This is a genomic window from Methylorubrum salsuginis, from assembly GCF_900114375.1.
In the GTDB taxonomy this organism is placed as follows: domain Bacteria; phylum Pseudomonadota; class Alphaproteobacteria; order Rhizobiales; family Beijerinckiaceae; genus Methylobacterium; species Methylobacterium salsuginis.
In genome coordinates, this window is the sequence record NZ_FOSV01000006.1 from 182,010 (window position 1) to 198,274 (window position 16,265).

General features: G+C 69.6%; 8 protein-coding genes and 1 tRNA gene. 4 read left to right on the plus strand and 5 right to left on the minus strand.

All coding sequences use genetic code 11. From position 1 onward, the window contains the following. Positions 1-89: 89 nt before the first annotated feature. A tRNA-Glu gene (locus tag BM140_RS10085) sits at positions 90-165 on the plus strand. Positions 166-588: 423 nt separating this feature from the next. On the opposite strand, the gene BM140_RS25115 is transcribed toward BM140_RS10085, so the two are convergent. Beyond that, entirely contained in the window at positions 589-5,478 is a 4,890-nt protein-coding gene (locus tag BM140_RS25115; protein ID WP_165616431.1) for a type I secretion C-terminal target domain-containing protein, read from the minus strand. A 700-nt stretch (positions 5,479-6,178) separates the two neighbouring features. Between BM140_RS25115 and BM140_RS10110 the strand changes: the two genes are divergently transcribed. The 3 genes from BM140_RS10110 to BM140_RS10120 are packed head-to-tail and all read left to right on the plus strand — an operon-like array spanning position 6,179 to position 11,095. Continuing rightward, complete coding sequence (locus BM140_RS10110) at positions 6,179-6,991, plus strand: FAD binding domain-containing protein (protein ID WP_091944973.1); 813 nt, start codon at positions 6,179-6,181, stop codon at positions 6,989-6,991. After that, positions 6,988-9,735 carry a molybdopterin-dependent oxidoreductase gene (locus tag BM140_RS10115; RefSeq protein ID WP_091944976.1) on the plus strand — a complete coding sequence of 916 codons (2,748 nt, stop codon included), beginning with the start codon at positions 6,988-6,990 and terminating at the stop codon, positions 9,733-9,735. Before BM140_RS10110 ends, BM140_RS10115 begins: the two co-directional genes overlap by 4 nt. Positions 9,736-9,745: 10 nt before the next feature. Next, positions 9,746-11,095 (plus strand): NCS2 family permease, encoded by a 1,350-nt coding sequence (locus tag BM140_RS10120; RefSeq protein ID WP_091944979.1) that lies wholly within the window; start codon positions 9,746-9,748, stop codon positions 11,093-11,095. Positions 11,096-11,123: 28 nt separating this feature from the next. On the opposite strand, the gene BM140_RS10125 is transcribed toward BM140_RS10120, so the two are convergent. The 4 genes from BM140_RS10125 to BM140_RS10140 form a co-directional block, all read right to left on the minus strand. Further along, on the minus strand, positions 11,124-11,372 hold the full coding sequence (locus BM140_RS10125) for a hypothetical protein (RefSeq protein ID WP_091944982.1): 249 nt from the start codon (positions 11,370-11,372) through the stop codon (positions 11,124-11,126). A gap of 157 nt (positions 11,373-11,529) precedes the next feature. Further along, positions 11,530-12,486: a ferredoxin reductase domain-containing protein gene (locus tag BM140_RS10130; RefSeq protein WP_091944984.1), complete on the minus strand. Its 957-nt coding sequence runs from the start codon at positions 12,484-12,486 to the stop codon at positions 11,530-11,532. Positions 12,487-12,553: 67 nt separating this feature from the next. Continuing rightward, complete coding sequence (locus tag BM140_RS10135) at positions 12,554-12,856, minus strand: hypothetical protein (RefSeq protein WP_244535376.1); 303 nt, start codon at positions 12,854-12,856, stop codon at positions 12,554-12,556. Between the two features lie 182 nt (positions 12,857-13,038). Next, the gene (locus BM140_RS10140; protein ID WP_091944989.1) at positions 13,039-15,957 is read right to left on the minus strand and encodes an EAL domain-containing protein; all 2,919 of its coding nucleotides are present in this window, start codon (positions 15,955-15,957) and stop codon (positions 13,039-13,041) included. Positions 15,958-16,265: the final 308 nt, after the last annotated feature.

Here is a 16,265-nt window from a genome sequence, read left to right on the forward strand (position 1 = left end):
GTCTCGCACCGAACTTTTCTCGCCGGGGTGCCGGAAACGGCTTGCCCAGGCGCGGAGGCGTCGCTATAGCACCTCTCGCCGGCCCGGAAGCTCCCATCGTCTAGCGGTCTAGGACGTCGCCCTCTCACGGCGAAAACAGGGGTTCGATTCCCCTTGGGAGCGCCACCGGTCGATTAAGCCCCTGACGGGGCTTTTTCTTTGTCCGCAGAATGCTGCGCCGTCATCGTCGGCGCTCTCAGGCCGCCGTCCGCACATCCTTGCGCGGCGAGAAGCCCGCACCTGACATGATCGAGCCCAGACGCGAAACGCCCCCGCCGTCGAACGGCGGAGGCGTCTCGAATGTGCTGCGTATCACCCGGTGGAACACGGCCGATGCTGAAGCGGCCATCGGCAGCGGGCCGGGCCCTGCCATCCTGAGCGTGGAGCCCCATCCCTGAAGGCCCGCGGCCCGGCCTGGGCCGGGTCGCGGGCGGGTGGGCTCATACCAAGCGGCACGGAACAGGACCGATGGTCCTGTTCCGTGCGTCCGGCGGACGCCCGCCGCCCTGGGGGCAATCGGCGATGAGTCAAGATCATCGCCGATTGGTATCAGAGCATGAGGTCACCTTTATCGAGCGTGGTCACGCCCGTCAGCACGATGACCATGTCGGCCGTCTCGTCGCCGTCGATGTCGAGGCGCAGCTCGCCGCCTTTTCCGCTCTTAACGAAGCTCGCCTCACCCGCCTTGCCGGAGAAGCCGGTGACGAGGGTGAACGCCTCGTTCGCCTGGGTCTTCGCGTTGGCGTCGATGCCCCGCAGATCAATGAAGTCGGCCGTCGTGAAGTCGAGGATGATGTCGGCCGTCGCGGCCTTCGTTCCGCTGTCGGCCACGTTGGTGAAGACGAAGGTGTCGACACCGTCGCCGCCCTTGAGCTGATCGACGCCGGTGCCGCCGGTGAGGGCGTCGTTTCCGATGCCGCCATCGACCTTGTCGTTGCCGGCCCCACCCAGGACCTTGTCGTTGCCGTCCTCACCCATCAGCGTATCGTTACCGGCCTTGCCGTCGAGGGTGTCGTTGCCCCCATTGCCCTCGAAGGTATTGGCGGTGCCGTCACCCTTGAGGGTGTCCACGGCGGTCGAACCGTCGATGATCTCGATCGAGGTGTAGGTGTCGCCCTTCGCTTCGCCGGTGTTGAGGTTGAGGTTGCTCAGATCGATCACCACGCCGGTGTCGTAGCTCGCCCGGTCGGTTCCGTCGCCGCCGATCATCACGTCTGCGCCGGCGCCGCCCGTGACGGTGTCGTTTCCGGCGCCGCCCATGACCTTGTCGTCACCCGCGCCGCCGCCGACGATGTCGTTGCCGGTGCCCGCATCGACGATGTCGTTGCCGGTGCCCGCGTCGACGATGTCGTTGCCGGTGCCCGCGTCGATCTTGTCGATGCCGGTGCCGCCCGAGACGCTATCGACGCCGTCGCCACCCTTCAGCGTGTCGTTACCGTCACCGCCGCTGACGGTGTCGTTACCGGTGCCGCCGTCCACGGTGTCGTTGCCCGCGTCACCCCCGAGCGTGTCGTTGCCGTTCTCCCCGAGCAGCGTGTCGTCGCCGCCGTTGCCGTTGGCCGAGTCGTCGCCACCGCCCAGCGCGATGACGTCGGCTACGATCGCGCCGACATAGCGATCCTGGACCTTGCTGGTATCGAAGATGAACCCGGCCCGCCCGATCTCGTCGAGGGCATCGATGCCCTTGATCGTGATGCGCTGGGTGTAGCCATAGGCGGTGATGTCGATCGCGCCGTCGTCGCCGAGATCCTTCCAGAAGTACTTCAGCGAGTCGTAGTTTTCGATTCCGAGTTCGCGCAGATCGATCTGGTCCTTCTCCGCTACGCTGAAATCGGTGATCGTGGCGCCACCCTTCGAGACGCCCTTCCCATACTCGTTCAACTCGTCGATGAAGCCGGTCCAGGAGCCGATCTTGAAGTCGTCGGCCCCCGCGCCGCCGGTCATCGTGTCGGAGCCGGCACCACCCGAGATGACGTCGTTGCCCACCCCGCCGTCGATCGTGTCGGTGCCGTCGCCGCCCTCGATGGTGTCGGTGCCGGCCCCGCCCAGGATCAGGTCGTTGCCCGCGCCGCCGTTGATCGTGTCGTTGCCGATCTCGCCGAACAGCCGGTCGTCGCCCCCCTCGCCTGACAGCGAGTCGTTGCCGCGCCCGCCGAACAGGTCGTCGGCGTTGCGCGTGCCGGTCAGGCCGTCGTCGGTGGTGGAGGTGGACAGGACGAAATTGCCCGTCGTCAGTTTGCCGACCGCGGCGTCCGAGCCCAGCACAAGCTTGTTGGTGAAGCCGTTATCCTTCAACAGCAGCACCTTAGAGCCGGTCTCGACGGTCAGGAGCCGCTGGATCGTCGCGATCTCGGAGATACCGAGTTCCGAGAGATCGACCTTGTCGCCGGCCTGCCAGTCCGTGATCGTGTCGACCGAGTTCTCGATCATGTCCTCGTTACGGTTGTAGGCCATCACGAATGTGTCGTCGCCGGCCCCGCCCGTGAGGGTGTCGTCGCCGGCGCCACCCGCGATCACGTCATCGCCGTCGCCGCCGCGCAGGGTGTCATCGAAGCTCTTGGCCCAGGCGGTGGTGACGCCGCTGCCCACGACACTGTCGCCGACGATCGCGTCGTTGCCGGTGCCGCCGTCGATCACGTCGGCCTGGTCGCCGCCGGTCAGGGTGTCGTCGCCCGCGCCGCCGGTGATGGTGTCGGCACCCTCGTCGCCCAGGATGGTGTCGGTGCCGCCCGAGCCCGAGAGGAGATCGTTGCCGGTGCCGCCGAAGAGCTGGTCGTTGCCGGCCTCGCCGAACAGGCGGTCGTTGCCGCCGCCGCCCACGAGGTAGTCGTCACCGCCGCCGCCGAAATAGTCGTCGGCTTTGTTGCCACCAGAGAAGCTTGTGTAATCCGTCCGCTCAGACAGGACGACATTCGCCGCGGTGATCTTGTCGGTAGCCAAGTAGTCCTTCAGCAACATGATGTTGCGGAAGCCGTTCATTTGGCTGAGCAGCACGGCGCCACTGGTCGAGGTGGCGAATAGGGCCTGCACCGTCGCGAATTCGGTGATGCCCATCTCGGTGACGTCGATCTTGTCGGCCGTGCTCCAGTCGGTGACGACATCGACGGTGTCGGTCGAGAGCCCGGCCCAGTTACTGGTGCTGTAAGACACCCGGAAGGAATCCGACCCCTCGCCACCGGTCAGGGTGTCGTTGCCGCCGCCGCCCACCAGCGTGTCGTTGCCGCCGCCGCCAACGAGGACATCGTTGTTGCGCACGCTCCAGTCGGTGGTCTGGCCGTCGCCGTAGAGCACGTCGCTGTCGGCACCGCCATCGATGTAATCGGCCTGCGCGCCGCCCTCGATCGTGTCGAGGCCGGCCCCGCCGCTCGCCTTGTCGGCGCCGTCGCCGAGCCGGATCGTATCAGAACCGGCGCCTCCGTAGGCGATGTCCACGCCCGCGCCGGCGTCGATCGTGTCGTTGCCGGCCTCACCGAACAGCCGGTCGTCGCCGCCATAGCCGGAGAGGTAGTCGTCGCCGAGACCGCCGAACAGGTCGTCGCGCTCCTCGGTGCCGTAGGCGTTGTCGACATCGGTGTTGGCCGAAAGGACGAAGTTGGCCGCCGTCAGCGAAGCCACGTCGAGCTTGGCCGTCAGCGCCAGGGTCGTCTTGTAGCCGTTCTGCCAGGCCGAGACTTCCGAGCTGTTGCCGCCGGCCGCCAACCCGACGAGGAGCTTGGCGGTCTCGAGGTCGGAGACGCGCAGCTCCGACAGATCGATCTTGTCGCCCTGGGTGAGGTCAAAATCCGTGACGGTGTCAGTGGTGTCGCCCGCGAGCGAGCGGCCGTTATACGACCAGAAGCGCCCGAAGGAGAGGCGGAAGGCGTCGGCATCCGCACCGCCAGTGAGGGTGTCGTTGCCGCCACCGCCGGCCAGCACGTCCTTGCCGGCGCCGCCGCTGAGCGTGTCGTTGAAGGCCTGCTGCCAGTTGGTGTCGGTGTCGTCGCCGACCAGCACATCGTCGCCCGCGCCGCCGACGATGGCATCCACGCCTTCGCCGCCCTCGACCGCGTCGATGCCCTCGCCCGCGTCGATCACGTCGTCGCCGATGCCGCCCTTGATGGTGTCGCTGCCGGAGCCACCGTAGATCAGGTCGTCGCCCGCGCCGCCATCGATCGTGTCGTTGCCGCTCTCGCCGAACAGCCGGTCGATGTCGCCGGCGCCCGAGAGCGTGTCGGCGCCGCGCCCGCCGATCATGTCGTCGCGCTTCTCGGAGCCGTAGAAGTACTCGTTGTTGGTCTCGTTGCTGAGTACGAGGTTGCTGTCGCCGATCGCGGCCGGGTTGCTCGCGGCGCCGACCAGCTTCAGCTCGGTCTTGTAGCCGTTGAGGTAGAGCTGGAGGCTCAGACCGTCGGATTGGCCCGCGAGCAGGGCGCGGACGGTCTCGGCCTCGCTGATATTGGTCTGGGTGACATCGATCTTGTCACCCTCGGCGAGGCTGAAATCCGTGACCGTATCGACCGTGTCGTCGGACAGGCTGCTGCTCGAATAGTAGGAAACGCCGAGGTAGTCGATCCGGAAGGTGTCGGCGCCTGTGCCGCCGGTGATCGTGTCGTTGCCGCCGCCGCCCGCGATGAAGTCGTTGCCGGCCCCGCCCAGGATGGTGTCGTTCCACACCGCCCAGCTCTGCCCATCGGTTTCTCCGAAGAGCGTGTCGGCTCCGTCGCCGCCCTCGATTCGGTCGGCCCCGTCGCCGCCGGAGATGATGTCGTTGCCGGTCTGCCCGAACAGCGCGTCGTCGTCGTCGCCACCGAACACGGTGTCGGTACCGCCGCCACCGAACACGGCGTCCTTGCCCGCCGCACCTTCCAACCGGTCGTTGCCACCGCCGCCGAAGAGACGGTCGTCGCCACCGTATCCATACAGCGTGTCCGCACCGTTGCGCCCGAGGAGGTCGTCGGCGGAGTCCGTCCCGCTCCCGTAGCTATAGTCGCTGTCGGTCGCGTAGACGAAGGCCCCCGTCCCCAGGGCGTCGGGCAGTTGCGTCACGCCGACGAGGACGATCTTCCGGGTATAGCCATTGGCCGCGAGGCCGATCTCCAAATTGCCGTCGACGATGGAGGCCAGCTGCATCAGGTCCGACAGGCTGGTGACATTGAAACTGCCAACATCGAGGCGGTCTCCATCCGCCGGATTGAAGTCCGTGATGGTGACGGTCAGGTCCGAATCGATGCTGGAATAACCCGTATTGGCCGGGACCAGACCGACCCGGAAGATGTCACCGCCGGTCCCGCCGGTCATGATATCGGAGCCACCGCTCTCACGGCCGGTATTGCCGCTGCGGATGTCGTCGTCGCCCGCGCCGCCGATGAGCGTATCGACCAAGACACCACCCTTGATCAGGTCATCGCCCCCACCGCCGTCGATGGTCATGCCCTGGGATTCGTTGGTCAAATCGAACACGTCATCGGCTTGGCTACCAACGATGCTATCAACAGTCGATTTCAAGTAACCATACACGTAATCCGGACTATCCGACGGCGCATTGTTATAAGCAAAGCCGATGCCATAATCACCATAATCGCGGATGGTAAAGTTAATGCCCGTACCGATACCCGCGTAGCTGACTTTCGACATCGATTATCCCCAATGACAACCGCCGGATACCGCATATCGACCCATGGCGATTTGGCTGATTCCGGTATCAGGGCATAGATGGCGCGTCAAATCGTCAAAGTACGTAGCGTAATTTGGCGTACACTTGAAATATACACTTCGCCCGATCTCCGGATAACAGTTAAGAAGAAGCAACAGCGAGATTCGCTGAAACGCCGGCCAAGCTTTCTGCCCTCGCCGCGTCGACCTATCCGAAACCTCCCGATCCTCCTCCTTTCGAGGCTCCGGAGAAAAAGTTCCGATCAACGGCGGCACCTTCGATCACGATGCCGTGATAAGCCGATGAAGGGTGCTCCTGTCCGCCTTCCACTGGCCGGCGCCCCTCCACGGCGGGCCCTGCACCGTCAAATTGCGTGTCGAACCGGCCGGGAACGCCGTCGCGGCCCGATCCCGCGGTCCATGAGACCGCCTGGACGCAATTTTGCTAAACCTCGGTCCGATCGGATGGATCGCCGCCTCGCGTCGAAAGGCATTGACGGGCCCACCCATGGACCTCGACACCATCACCGCCGTCCTGGCGCCGCGCGGGCCGGAGGAACTGCCCGAGTGGCGCGAGGGGGATGCGTGGCTCGCGGGCGGGACGTGGCTGTTTTCGCAGCCGCAGCCGGGGCTGACCCGGCTGATCGACCTCGCCGGCCTCGGCTGGCCCGCGATCGAGGCGGATGCGGAGGGTTTGAGCCTGTCGGCGACCTGCACCATCGCCGAACTCGACCGGCACGAATGGCCGGCGGCCTGGATCGCCGCGCCGCTCGTCGGCCTCTGCTGCCGGGCGCTGCTCGGCTCGTTCAAGATCTGGAACCGGGCGACGGTGGGCGGCAACCTCTGCATGGCGCTGCCCGCCGGGCCGATGATCGCGCTCACCGCCGCCCTCGACGGCACCTGCGTGATCCGGGCGCCGGACGGAGCCGAGCGGCACCTGTCGGTGCTCGACTTCGTGCGCGGGCCGCAGATGACGGCCCTGCGGCCCGGCGAGATCCTGCGGCGGATCGCGATGCCGGCTGCGGCGCTGAGGCGGCGCACGGCGTTCCGGCGGATCGCGCTGTCGCCGAACGGCCGCTCCGGTGCGCTCGTGATCGGCACCCGCGATGCGCATGGCGTCACCCTCACGGTCACCGCCTCGACGCCGCGGCCCTACCGGTTGCGCTTCCCCGGCGTGCCGGAGGCGACGGGATTACGGGCGGCGCTTCACGCCGCCATCCCCGAGGACGGCTGGTACGACGACGTCCACGGCGCGCCCGATTGGCGCGCCCACGTCACCGGCCTTCTCGCCGAGGAGATCAGGCAGGAGCTCGCACGGTGAGGCTGACGGTCAACGGGCAGATGCAGGAGATCGCCCCCCGGCCGGGGCAATGCCTGCGGACCACCCTGCGCGATCTCGGCTGGTTCGGGGTCAAGAAGGGCTGCGACGCGGGCGATTGCGGCGCCTGCACGGTCCATCTCGACGGGGAGCCGATCCATTCCTGCCTGCTGCCCGCGCACCGGGCGGAAGGCTGTGCCGTCACCACGATCGAGGGGCTCGCCGGCCCCTGCGAACCGGGCGCGCCGCCGCCGGAGGCGCTGCACCCGATGCAGGCGGCCTTCGTGGCGGCACAGGGCTTCCAGTGCGGCTTCTGCACGCCGGGCATGATCATGACGGCCGCCGCCCTCGACCAGGGCCAGCGGCAAGACCTCGCCACCGCGCTCAAGGGCAATCTCTGCCGCTGCACCGGCTACCGGGCGATCCGCGACGCGGTGGCCGGAATCCCTCATGCCGGGACGGCGGACAGAGCGGAGGCCGTCGGGTGCAGCCTGCCGGCGCCCGCGAGCCTCGGCATCGTCTCGGGGCGCACCGCCTATACCCTCGATCAGGGGATGCCGGGCCTGTTGCATCTGAAGGTGCTGCGCGCCCCCCACGCCCATGCCGAAATCCTGAGCATCGACCGCGCGGCGGCCCTGGCCGTGCCGGGCGTCGTCGCCGTGCTGACCCACGAGGACGCGCCGCCAGCGCGCTTCTCCACCGGGCGCCACGAGGACCCGCGGGACGACGCCGCCGACACGCGGGTGCTCGATTCCGTGATCCGCTTCGTCGGCCAGCGCGTCGCCGCGGTGGTCGCCGAGAGCGAGGCGGCAGCGCAGGCCGGGCTGCGGGCGCTGCGCGTGGAATACCGCCTGCGCCCGGCGGTGTTCGACCCGGAGGCGGCCCTGCGGCCGGACGCCCCGCTGGTCCACGATCCGGCCGACCGCACGCCCGGCGCCGACGCGCCGCCGCTCCATTCACACCCGAACCTCGCCGCGGAAGCGCATGGCGAGGTCGGCGACCTCGCGGCGGGCTTTGCCGCGGCGCACCGGGTCTACGAGGCCGAATACGTCTCGCAGCGGGTGCAGCACGCCCATCTCGAAACCCACGCCGCCATCGGCTGGCGCGACGAGGCCGGGCGGCTGACGCTCCGCGCCTCGACTCAGGTGCCGTTCCTGACCCGCGACGCCCTCTGCGCCCTGTTCGACCTGCCGCGGGATCAGGTCCGCGTCGTCTGCGGCCGGGTCGGCGGCGGGTTCGGCGGCAAGCAGGAGATGCTGGTCGAGGATCTGGTGGCGCTGGCCGTCCTCAAGACCGGGCGTCCCGTCCAATACGAAACGACGCGCGCCGAGAATTTCAGCGCCGCCACGACGCGCCATCCGATGCGGGTGCGGGTGAAGCTCGGGGCCGCCGCCGATGGCCGGCTCACCGCGATCTCCCTCCACGTGCTCTCGAACACCGGGGCCTACGGCAACCATGCCGGCGGCGTGCTGCATCACGGCTGCAACGAGAGCATCGCGGCCTATGCCTGCCCCAACAAGCGGGTGGAGGGCTACGCCGCCTACACCCACACCCTGCCGGCGGGCGCCTTTCGCGGCTACGGCCTGAGTCAGACCGTTTTTGCGATGGAATCGGCGATGGACGAACTGGCGCGGAGTCTCGGCATCGATCCGTTCGAGATGCGCCGCCGCAACGCGGTGCGCCCCGGCGATCCGCTGGTCTCGACCAGCCTGGAACCGCACGACGTGCGCTTCGGCTCCTACGGACTCGACCAGTGCCTCGACCGGACGCAAGCCGCGCTCGCCGCCGATCCGGGCGCGCCGCCGCCCGGCCCCGATTGGCGGGTGGGCGAAGGCATGGCGATGGCGATGATCGACACGGTGCCGCCGAACGGCCATTTCGCCGACGCCGCCATCCGTCTGGAGCCGGACGGAACCTACGCCCTCGCGGTCGGCACCGCCGAGTTCGGCAACGGCACCAGCACGGTCCACGGGCAGATCGCGGCGCAGGCCCTCGCCACCACGCCGGACCGCATCCGCCTGATCCAGGCGGACACCGATGCGGTAGCCCACGACACCGGCGCCTATGGCAGCACCGGCATCGTGGTGGCCGGACAAGCCAACCTCCTGGCCAGTACGGCGCTCGCTGAAAAGCTCCGGGCGGCCGCGGCGGAGAAAACCGGCATGGATCCCGCCGCCTGCCACCTGACCCGCGACGGCGTGGCGACGCCCGTCCGCCTCGTGCCGCTCGGCGAGCTGGCGGAAGGCGGGGCGATGACGGCGGAGGGCCGGGCCGACGGCACGCCGCGCTCGGTCGCCTTCAACGTCCAGGCGTTTCGCGTGGCGGTGCATCCGCGGACCGGCGAGGTCCGCATCCTGAAGAGCATCCAGGCAGCCGATGCCGGCACCGTCATCAACCCGATGCAGTGCCGCGGGCAGGTCGAGGGCGGCGTCGCCCAGGCACTGGGCGCCGCGCTCTACGAGGATCTGCGCCTGAATCCGGATGGAAGCGTGCTCACGGCGAGCTTCCGCGACTACCACATTCCGGCCTGCGCCGACGTGCCGACGACCGAGGTGATCTTCGCCGACACCCACGACGATGTCGGGCCGCTCGGGGCCAAGCCGATGAGCGAATCGCCGTACAACCCCGTCGCCGCGGCTTTGGGCAACGCCATCCGGGACGCCACGGGCGCCCGGCTCACGGCGACGCCGTTCGCCCCCGACCGCATCTTCCGCGCCGTGATCGCCGCCCGGGAAGCGGGCGCCTGAGGAGACCGGGATGGACGTGAAGCGGGACGACATCGCGGGGCCGACGCCGGCGGCGCCCGGCCTGCTGGAGCGCCGGTTCCGGCTCTCGGAGCACGGCACCACCGTGCGCACCGAGCTGCTCGCGGGCCTGACCACCTTCCTGACGATGGCCTACATCGTCTTCATCAACCCCAACATCCTGTCCGACGCCGGGATGCCAAAGGGCGCGGTCTTCGTCGCCACCTGCCTCGTGGCGGCGCTCGGCTCCCTGGTGATGGCGCTCTACGCCAACTACCCGATCGCGCTGGCGCCCGGCATGGGGCTCAACGCCTACTTCGCCTACGTCGTCGTGCTGCAGATGGGCTATACGTGGCAGGCGGCGCTGGGCGCCGTGTTCATCTCCGGCTGCCTGTTCCTGGCCGTCACGCTGACGGGCCTGCGCTCGATCATCGTGGACGGCATCCCACGCTCCCTGCGCATCGCCATCACGGTCGGCATCGGCCTGTTCCTGGCGATCATCGCGCTCAAGAATGCGGGCGTCATCGCGGCGAGCCCGGCGACCTTCGTGACGATCGGCGACCTGCACAAGCCCTCGACGGTACTGGCCGTGATCGGCTTCCTGATGGTCGCCGCGCTCTCGGCGCGGCGGATCAAGGGCGCGCTGCTCGCCACCATCCTGACGATCACCGCCTTAAGCTTCGTCTTCGCCGACAACACGTTCCAGGGCGTCGTCTCGCTGCCGCCCTCGATCGCGCCGACGCTGTTCGCCCTCGACCTCTCCGGCGCGCTCACGGGGGGCATCCTCAACGTCGTGCTGGTGTTCTTCCTGGTCGAGCTGTTCGACGCCACCGGCACGCTGATGGGGGTGGCCAACCGCGCCGGGCTGCTGACCGAGGGTCGGATGGAACGCCTCGACCGGGCTCTGATGGCCGATTCCTCCTCGATCTTCGCCGGCGCGCTCCTCGGCACGTCGAGCACCACGGCGTATCTGGAGAGCGCGTCGGGCGTCGAGGAGGGCGGGCGCACGGGGCTCACCGCGGCGACCGTGGCCGTGCTGTTCCTGGCCTGCCTGTTCTTCGCGCCGCTCGCGGGCTCGGTACCGGCCTACGCCACCGCGCCGGCCCTGTTCTACGTCGCCTGCCTGATGCTGCACGAGTTGGTCGATCTCGACTGGGACGACCTCACCGAGGTGATCCCGGCCTGCGTGACGGCGCTCCTGATGCCGTTCACCTATTCCATCGCCAACGGCGTCGCCTTCGGCTTCATCACCTACGCGGTGTTGAAGGGACTCACGGGGCGTGCCCGCGAGGTGAAGCCGGTGGTCTGGGTGATCGCCGCACTGTTCCTGTTCAAGTTCGTCGAGAGCGGCGGGGCGCATTGAGGCGCCGAACCGCCCCCTTGCGAACGGTTCAGTGGGAACGCGTACGGTGGATCGATCCGGTGGTGAGGTCGCGCTCGTCGGTGATGAAGGCGGGGGTGCCGCGGCGCTGGCCGTAGCGCGCGAGGTTGCCGGGCGCGGCGATGCCGGACAGGCCGCCCGGCGCGGTGACGGACGGAATGCCGGCGGGCGCATTGTAGCTTTGCGCGAGCGCGGAGGTGGAGAGGGCGGCGGCGGACAGGCCGGCCGCAAGGGTGGCGAGAGCGACGCGGGCGATCATGGCGCGATCCTCGATGGATGGGTGAGACCGCCGGCAAGCCGGCGATTCCCGTTTCCTCCAAGGTGAGCACGATCCGCGCGGCGGCAACCGCCTGCGCCCTCCGGGCCGGTCGCCCGACGTGCCGCTTCGCACGCGGCCGGCGCATCGGCCGCCGAGGTCACGCCCCGGGCGGCAGCGGGATCGGGTAGAACCGGGCGCCGGCGGCGGCGGCCAGAACCTCCACCGCACCGATGGTCGAGGCGCAGCCGGAGGCATGGACGGCGTCGGTGGTGCGGAGCGTCGGCACGTGGGCGGTGAGCGGGCCGGGACGCACGTCGGGCGGGCGCTGGCGGTGGCGGTCGGCGGCCAGCGTGATGCGATTGACACCGGTCGCCCGCAGCCATTCGAGCGCCGGGCGCATGTAGAGGTCGAGGGGATCGCGGGCGCCGGCGATCACGCAGATCTCGCGGGCGGGCTCGATGTAGCGGGCGGCCCGCGCGATCGCCCAGATGCCGGCGAAGCCCGTCTCGGCGGCCACCAGCACGAGGCGCCCGCCGCCGGGTCGGTAGGTCCCGTTCCCCAGCGGGCCCTTGGCCTTCACGGTGAGGCCGGGGGTCGGGACGACGCCGAACAGGGCTTCCAGATCGTCGGCGCACGCGCCGCGCAGATGGAACACCAGCTCGTTGAGTTCGGCCCCGCCCTCGACGCTCAGCGTCGGCGCGAGCGTGACGGGGCGCCCGCCCTCGAAGGTGAGGCAGACCTGATCGCCGGGCTCGAACGGGAGCCGCCGCTCCAGGGTGACGACGAGTTGGAGCACACGAGGCCCGAGCGCCGTCACGGCATCGACGCTGCCGACGCGCCGCACCGGCGGGCGGGCCGGGGCCTTGGGCGTATGGATCAGCGGCGCGGCATCGGGGATCGAGACGGTCGGGTTCTCCGCGCGCCGGGCGCGGGCGGCGAGGCGCCGGCCCGCGGGGGCGGCGGCCTGCCCCATGATCAGGCCGCTTTGCAGGCCCTGCATCGGCGTGATGACGCCGTCGGCCAGCGCGGTCTCGAGGGAGGTGTCCCCCGGTGAAACCCGCAGGGTCTGGCCGTTCACCACGAGGGAGCAACGGGCGTTCATGGGAGCACGCATGGCGGGCATCCCGCTCCGGATTCGTTTTGAAGGAAAGTCAGGTGAGCCGGTTCGCGAGCCGGGCGCGTCAGAGCGTGCCGTGGATCAGGCGCCCGACCAGGGCGGCCCAACGGTCGCGCTCGGCGCGGGCCTCGTCGCCGAGCTGTTGGGCCTCGCCCAGTCCGAGGCTGGTGCGCAGGGCCTCGCTCTCGCGCCGCTCGGCGGCGAGCGCCGCCTTCATCATCAGGACTTCCATGCGCAGCCGCGCCACGTCGCCCGTCTCGGGGCCGGGCGCTGCGGGCGCCGGGACCGGCGCGGTCGCCTCGGCCTTGAGGGCCGGCATCTGTGGTTGGGCGGCGCCGGCGATGTGGGCACGGATCGGGCGCGCCATCAGGCGCCGCACCGCGCTGCCCCCGCTTCCCGGCTCCCTGCGTCTGTGCGCCTCGGTCATCGCTCATCCCCGGTCCGGCCGGGGCTGCGCTCGAAGCACCCCGGAAACCTGAGCGTGACCATGCCGGCTTATGGTTAAGGGAGACTTAAGCCGTTGCCGTACCTACCGGTCTCAGACCGGGCTCAAGCGGCTTCCGGCGCCGCGCCGACGAGCTGGCGGGCCTGGAGCATGGTCATCGGCTCGCCGAAGGCCGCCCCTTGCGCGTAGTCGCAGCCGAGCTCCTGCAGGCCCTGCGCGTCCTCCTCCGATTCCGCGCCCTCGGCGACGACGGCGAGGCCGAGCTCCTGCGCCATCCGGACCAGCGAGCGCAGCATCGTGGTGCGGCCCTGGCCCATCTGACGCACGAAGCTCTGGTCGATCTTGAGGGTGTCGAAGGGGAAGCGCTGGAGATAGGCGAGCGCCGAGTAGCCGGTGCCGAAATCGTCGAGGCAGAGGCCCGCGCCGAGGTCGTGGATGCGGGTCAGCATCTGGGCGGCGTATTCGGGGTTCTCCATCACCAGCCCCTCGCTCATCTCCAGCTTGAGCGAGCCCGGCAGCACGCCGGTGCGGGCGATCACCGTCTTCACGTCGTGCAGGAGGTCGTGGCGCAGGAGCTGGCGCGAAGAGACGTTGACGGAGGCGAAGATCGGCGGCTCGACATCGAGCGAGCGCTGCCAGGCGGCGAGTTCGAGCGCCGTGCGCTCGATGGCGAAGTTGCCGAGCGCGACGATGGCGCCGATCTCTTCCGCCACGGGCAGGAAGGTCGCGGGCGGGATGCGCCCGAGCTTGGGATGATCCCAGCGCAGCTGCGTCTCGAAGCCCGCCACCGTCCGGTCCTCGAGGCGCACGATCGGCTGGAACAGCACGCGGATTTCGTTGCGCTCCAGCGCCTTGCGCAGGTCGGCCTCCAGCATCAGCCGGTCGGAGCGCTCGGTGCGCATGTTGGCGCGGAAGATCTCGATGCGGTCGCCGCCGCCGCGCTTGGCCTGGATCATCGCCATCTGCGCGCTCTTGACCACCTCGTCGCGCTTCGGTTGACCGGCCGTGCCGGGCCCGGCCTCGTGGAGCGCCACGCCGATCGAGACGGTGAGGAACACCTCGCGGTCGGCATAGGTGACCGGCGTGGCGATCGCCCGGCGGATCATCTCGGCGAAGGCGAGGATGCGGTCGGGCTCGCGCTCGGAGAGCAGGATCACGGCGAACTCGTCGCCCGCCACGCGGGCCAGCGTGTCCTGCGGGCGCAGGAGCCGCCCGAGGCGACGCGACAGGGTGAGCAGGATCGAATCGCCCGCCGACAGGCCGATGGCGTCGTTGATCGCCTTGAACCGGTCGATGTCGAGGACGATCACCGCAGGCTTCAGCCGGGCGTCCTGGCTTGCGAGCGCCAGCGCCGCGTCGAGCCGGTCGTGCAGCAATTCGCGGTTCGGCAGGCCGGTGAGGCTGTCATGCACGGCGTCGTGCAGCAGGCGTTCCTCGGCGGTCTTGAGTTCGGTCACGTCCGCGATGGTGCCGACGATGCGGATCACCTCGCCGTCGGTGCCGATCACGGGGCGCGCCTTCAGCCGGTACCACCCATAGGGGCCGGCGGCCGAGCGCAGGCGGAAATCGTGGACGATGCGGCCGCGCCGCTCCTCGATCACCGTGTCGAGGGCCGCCGAGTAGCGCTCCACGTCGAAGGGATGGAGGAGACCCAGCCAGTTGGCGGCGGGCCCTTCGAGCGCGCCGCGCTTGAGGCCGAGCTGCGCCTCGATCTCGGGGCCGGCGAAGACGCGGTCGCCCGGCACGTCCCAGTCGAACACGATGTCGCCCGCGCCCATCAGGGCCAGCGCCCGGCGCTCGGTGTCGGAGACGAGGCTGTGGCTCAGGCCCCCGCCCGCGAAGGCGTGCTGCATCACGGTGAAGCCGATCAGCATCACGATCAGCACGAGCCCGCCGATCAGCGCCGGCTGGACGAGGTCCGAGCCGATCTGCCCGGTGATGGCGAAGCCCGCGGCCACCACCCAGAACAGCAGCAGGAGCCAGGTCGGGACGAGCAGGATCGCCCGGTCGTAGCCGTTGTGGACGGCCAGATAGAGGATCAGCATCAGCCCGACGCCGGCCACCGCCGCGATCGAGATGCGCGCCACGCCCGCGGCCACGGGGGGATCGAACACCGCGAGCCCGACGAGGCCGGCGAGGAAGATCAGCCAGAAGAAGGCGACGTGGCTGTAGCGCACGTGCCAGCGCGAGAGGTTGAGGTAAGCGAACAGGAACACCAGCAGCGTGGCGCCGAGAACGGCCTCGGCGGACGCCCGGTAGATCCGCTCCGCCCCCTCGGTGACGGGGAAGACCCGCTGCAGGAAGCCGAAATCGATGCAGGCATAGGCCAGCACCGCCCAGGATAGGGCGGCGGCGGCGGGGAAGATGATCGCGCCCTTCACGACGAAGATGATCGTGAGGAACAGCGCCAGCAGCCCGGCGATGCCGATGATGATGCCCTTGTAGAGCGTGAGCCCGGCGGTCTTCTTGCGGTAGGCGTCCTGGTCCCAGAGATAGACCTGCGGGACGTTGGGCCCTTTGAGCTCGGCGACGTAGGTGACCGTGGTGCCCGGATCGATGGTGATCAGGAACTGGTCGGCCTCCAGGCTCTCGTCGCGCTCGGGGCGGATGCCCTCGCTCGCCGTGATGGCGGCGATGCGCGAGCCGCCGAGATCGGGCCAGACCACGCCGGAGCCGACGAGGCGGAAATGCGGGGCGACCAGCAGGCGGTCGATCTGCTCGTCGGTGTCGTTGGTGAGCGCGAACACCATCCAGTCGGGCCGGGCGCCGGGCTCGCGCGCCTTGACCGCGATGCGCCGCACGATGCCGTCCTTGCCCGGCGCGGTCGAGATCTGGATCAGGTCGCCGTCCGAGCGGTAGCGCTCGATCATCGGCGTCAGGTCCACGGCGGGCGCGTCGAGGGTGACGCGCACGGCCTCCACCGCGTGGGCGGGCGTGAGGACCCCGAGGAGGCCGAGCACGAGGCCGGCCAGAACCGTCAGGGTCGTGAGGGCCGGGGCAAGGGCCGGGGACAGGGTGCGCAACGGGCTTTTCTTGGACCGGCGGAGGCGAGGCGGCGGAACGGGGTGACGGCGGGTGCGGTCGGCCAAAGTGGTATCGGCGGGGCCCCGCCCCCGCAAGGCGCCCACACGACGGCGCGGGGGGTGGCCCACCACTCTTTGACGGCCCCCGCCCTTTCAGCGGATCGCGCGGCTTTGCGGCCAAAACAAGCCGAGCCCTCGCCCGGCCGCGCGGCGGCGGGTAGAGCGGAGGGATGATGCGCCCCAACCCGACACGCGACCGCCCTCCCCTCCCCCCTGCGCGGGGGAGGGATTGGGCGTGGTGGGTCGGA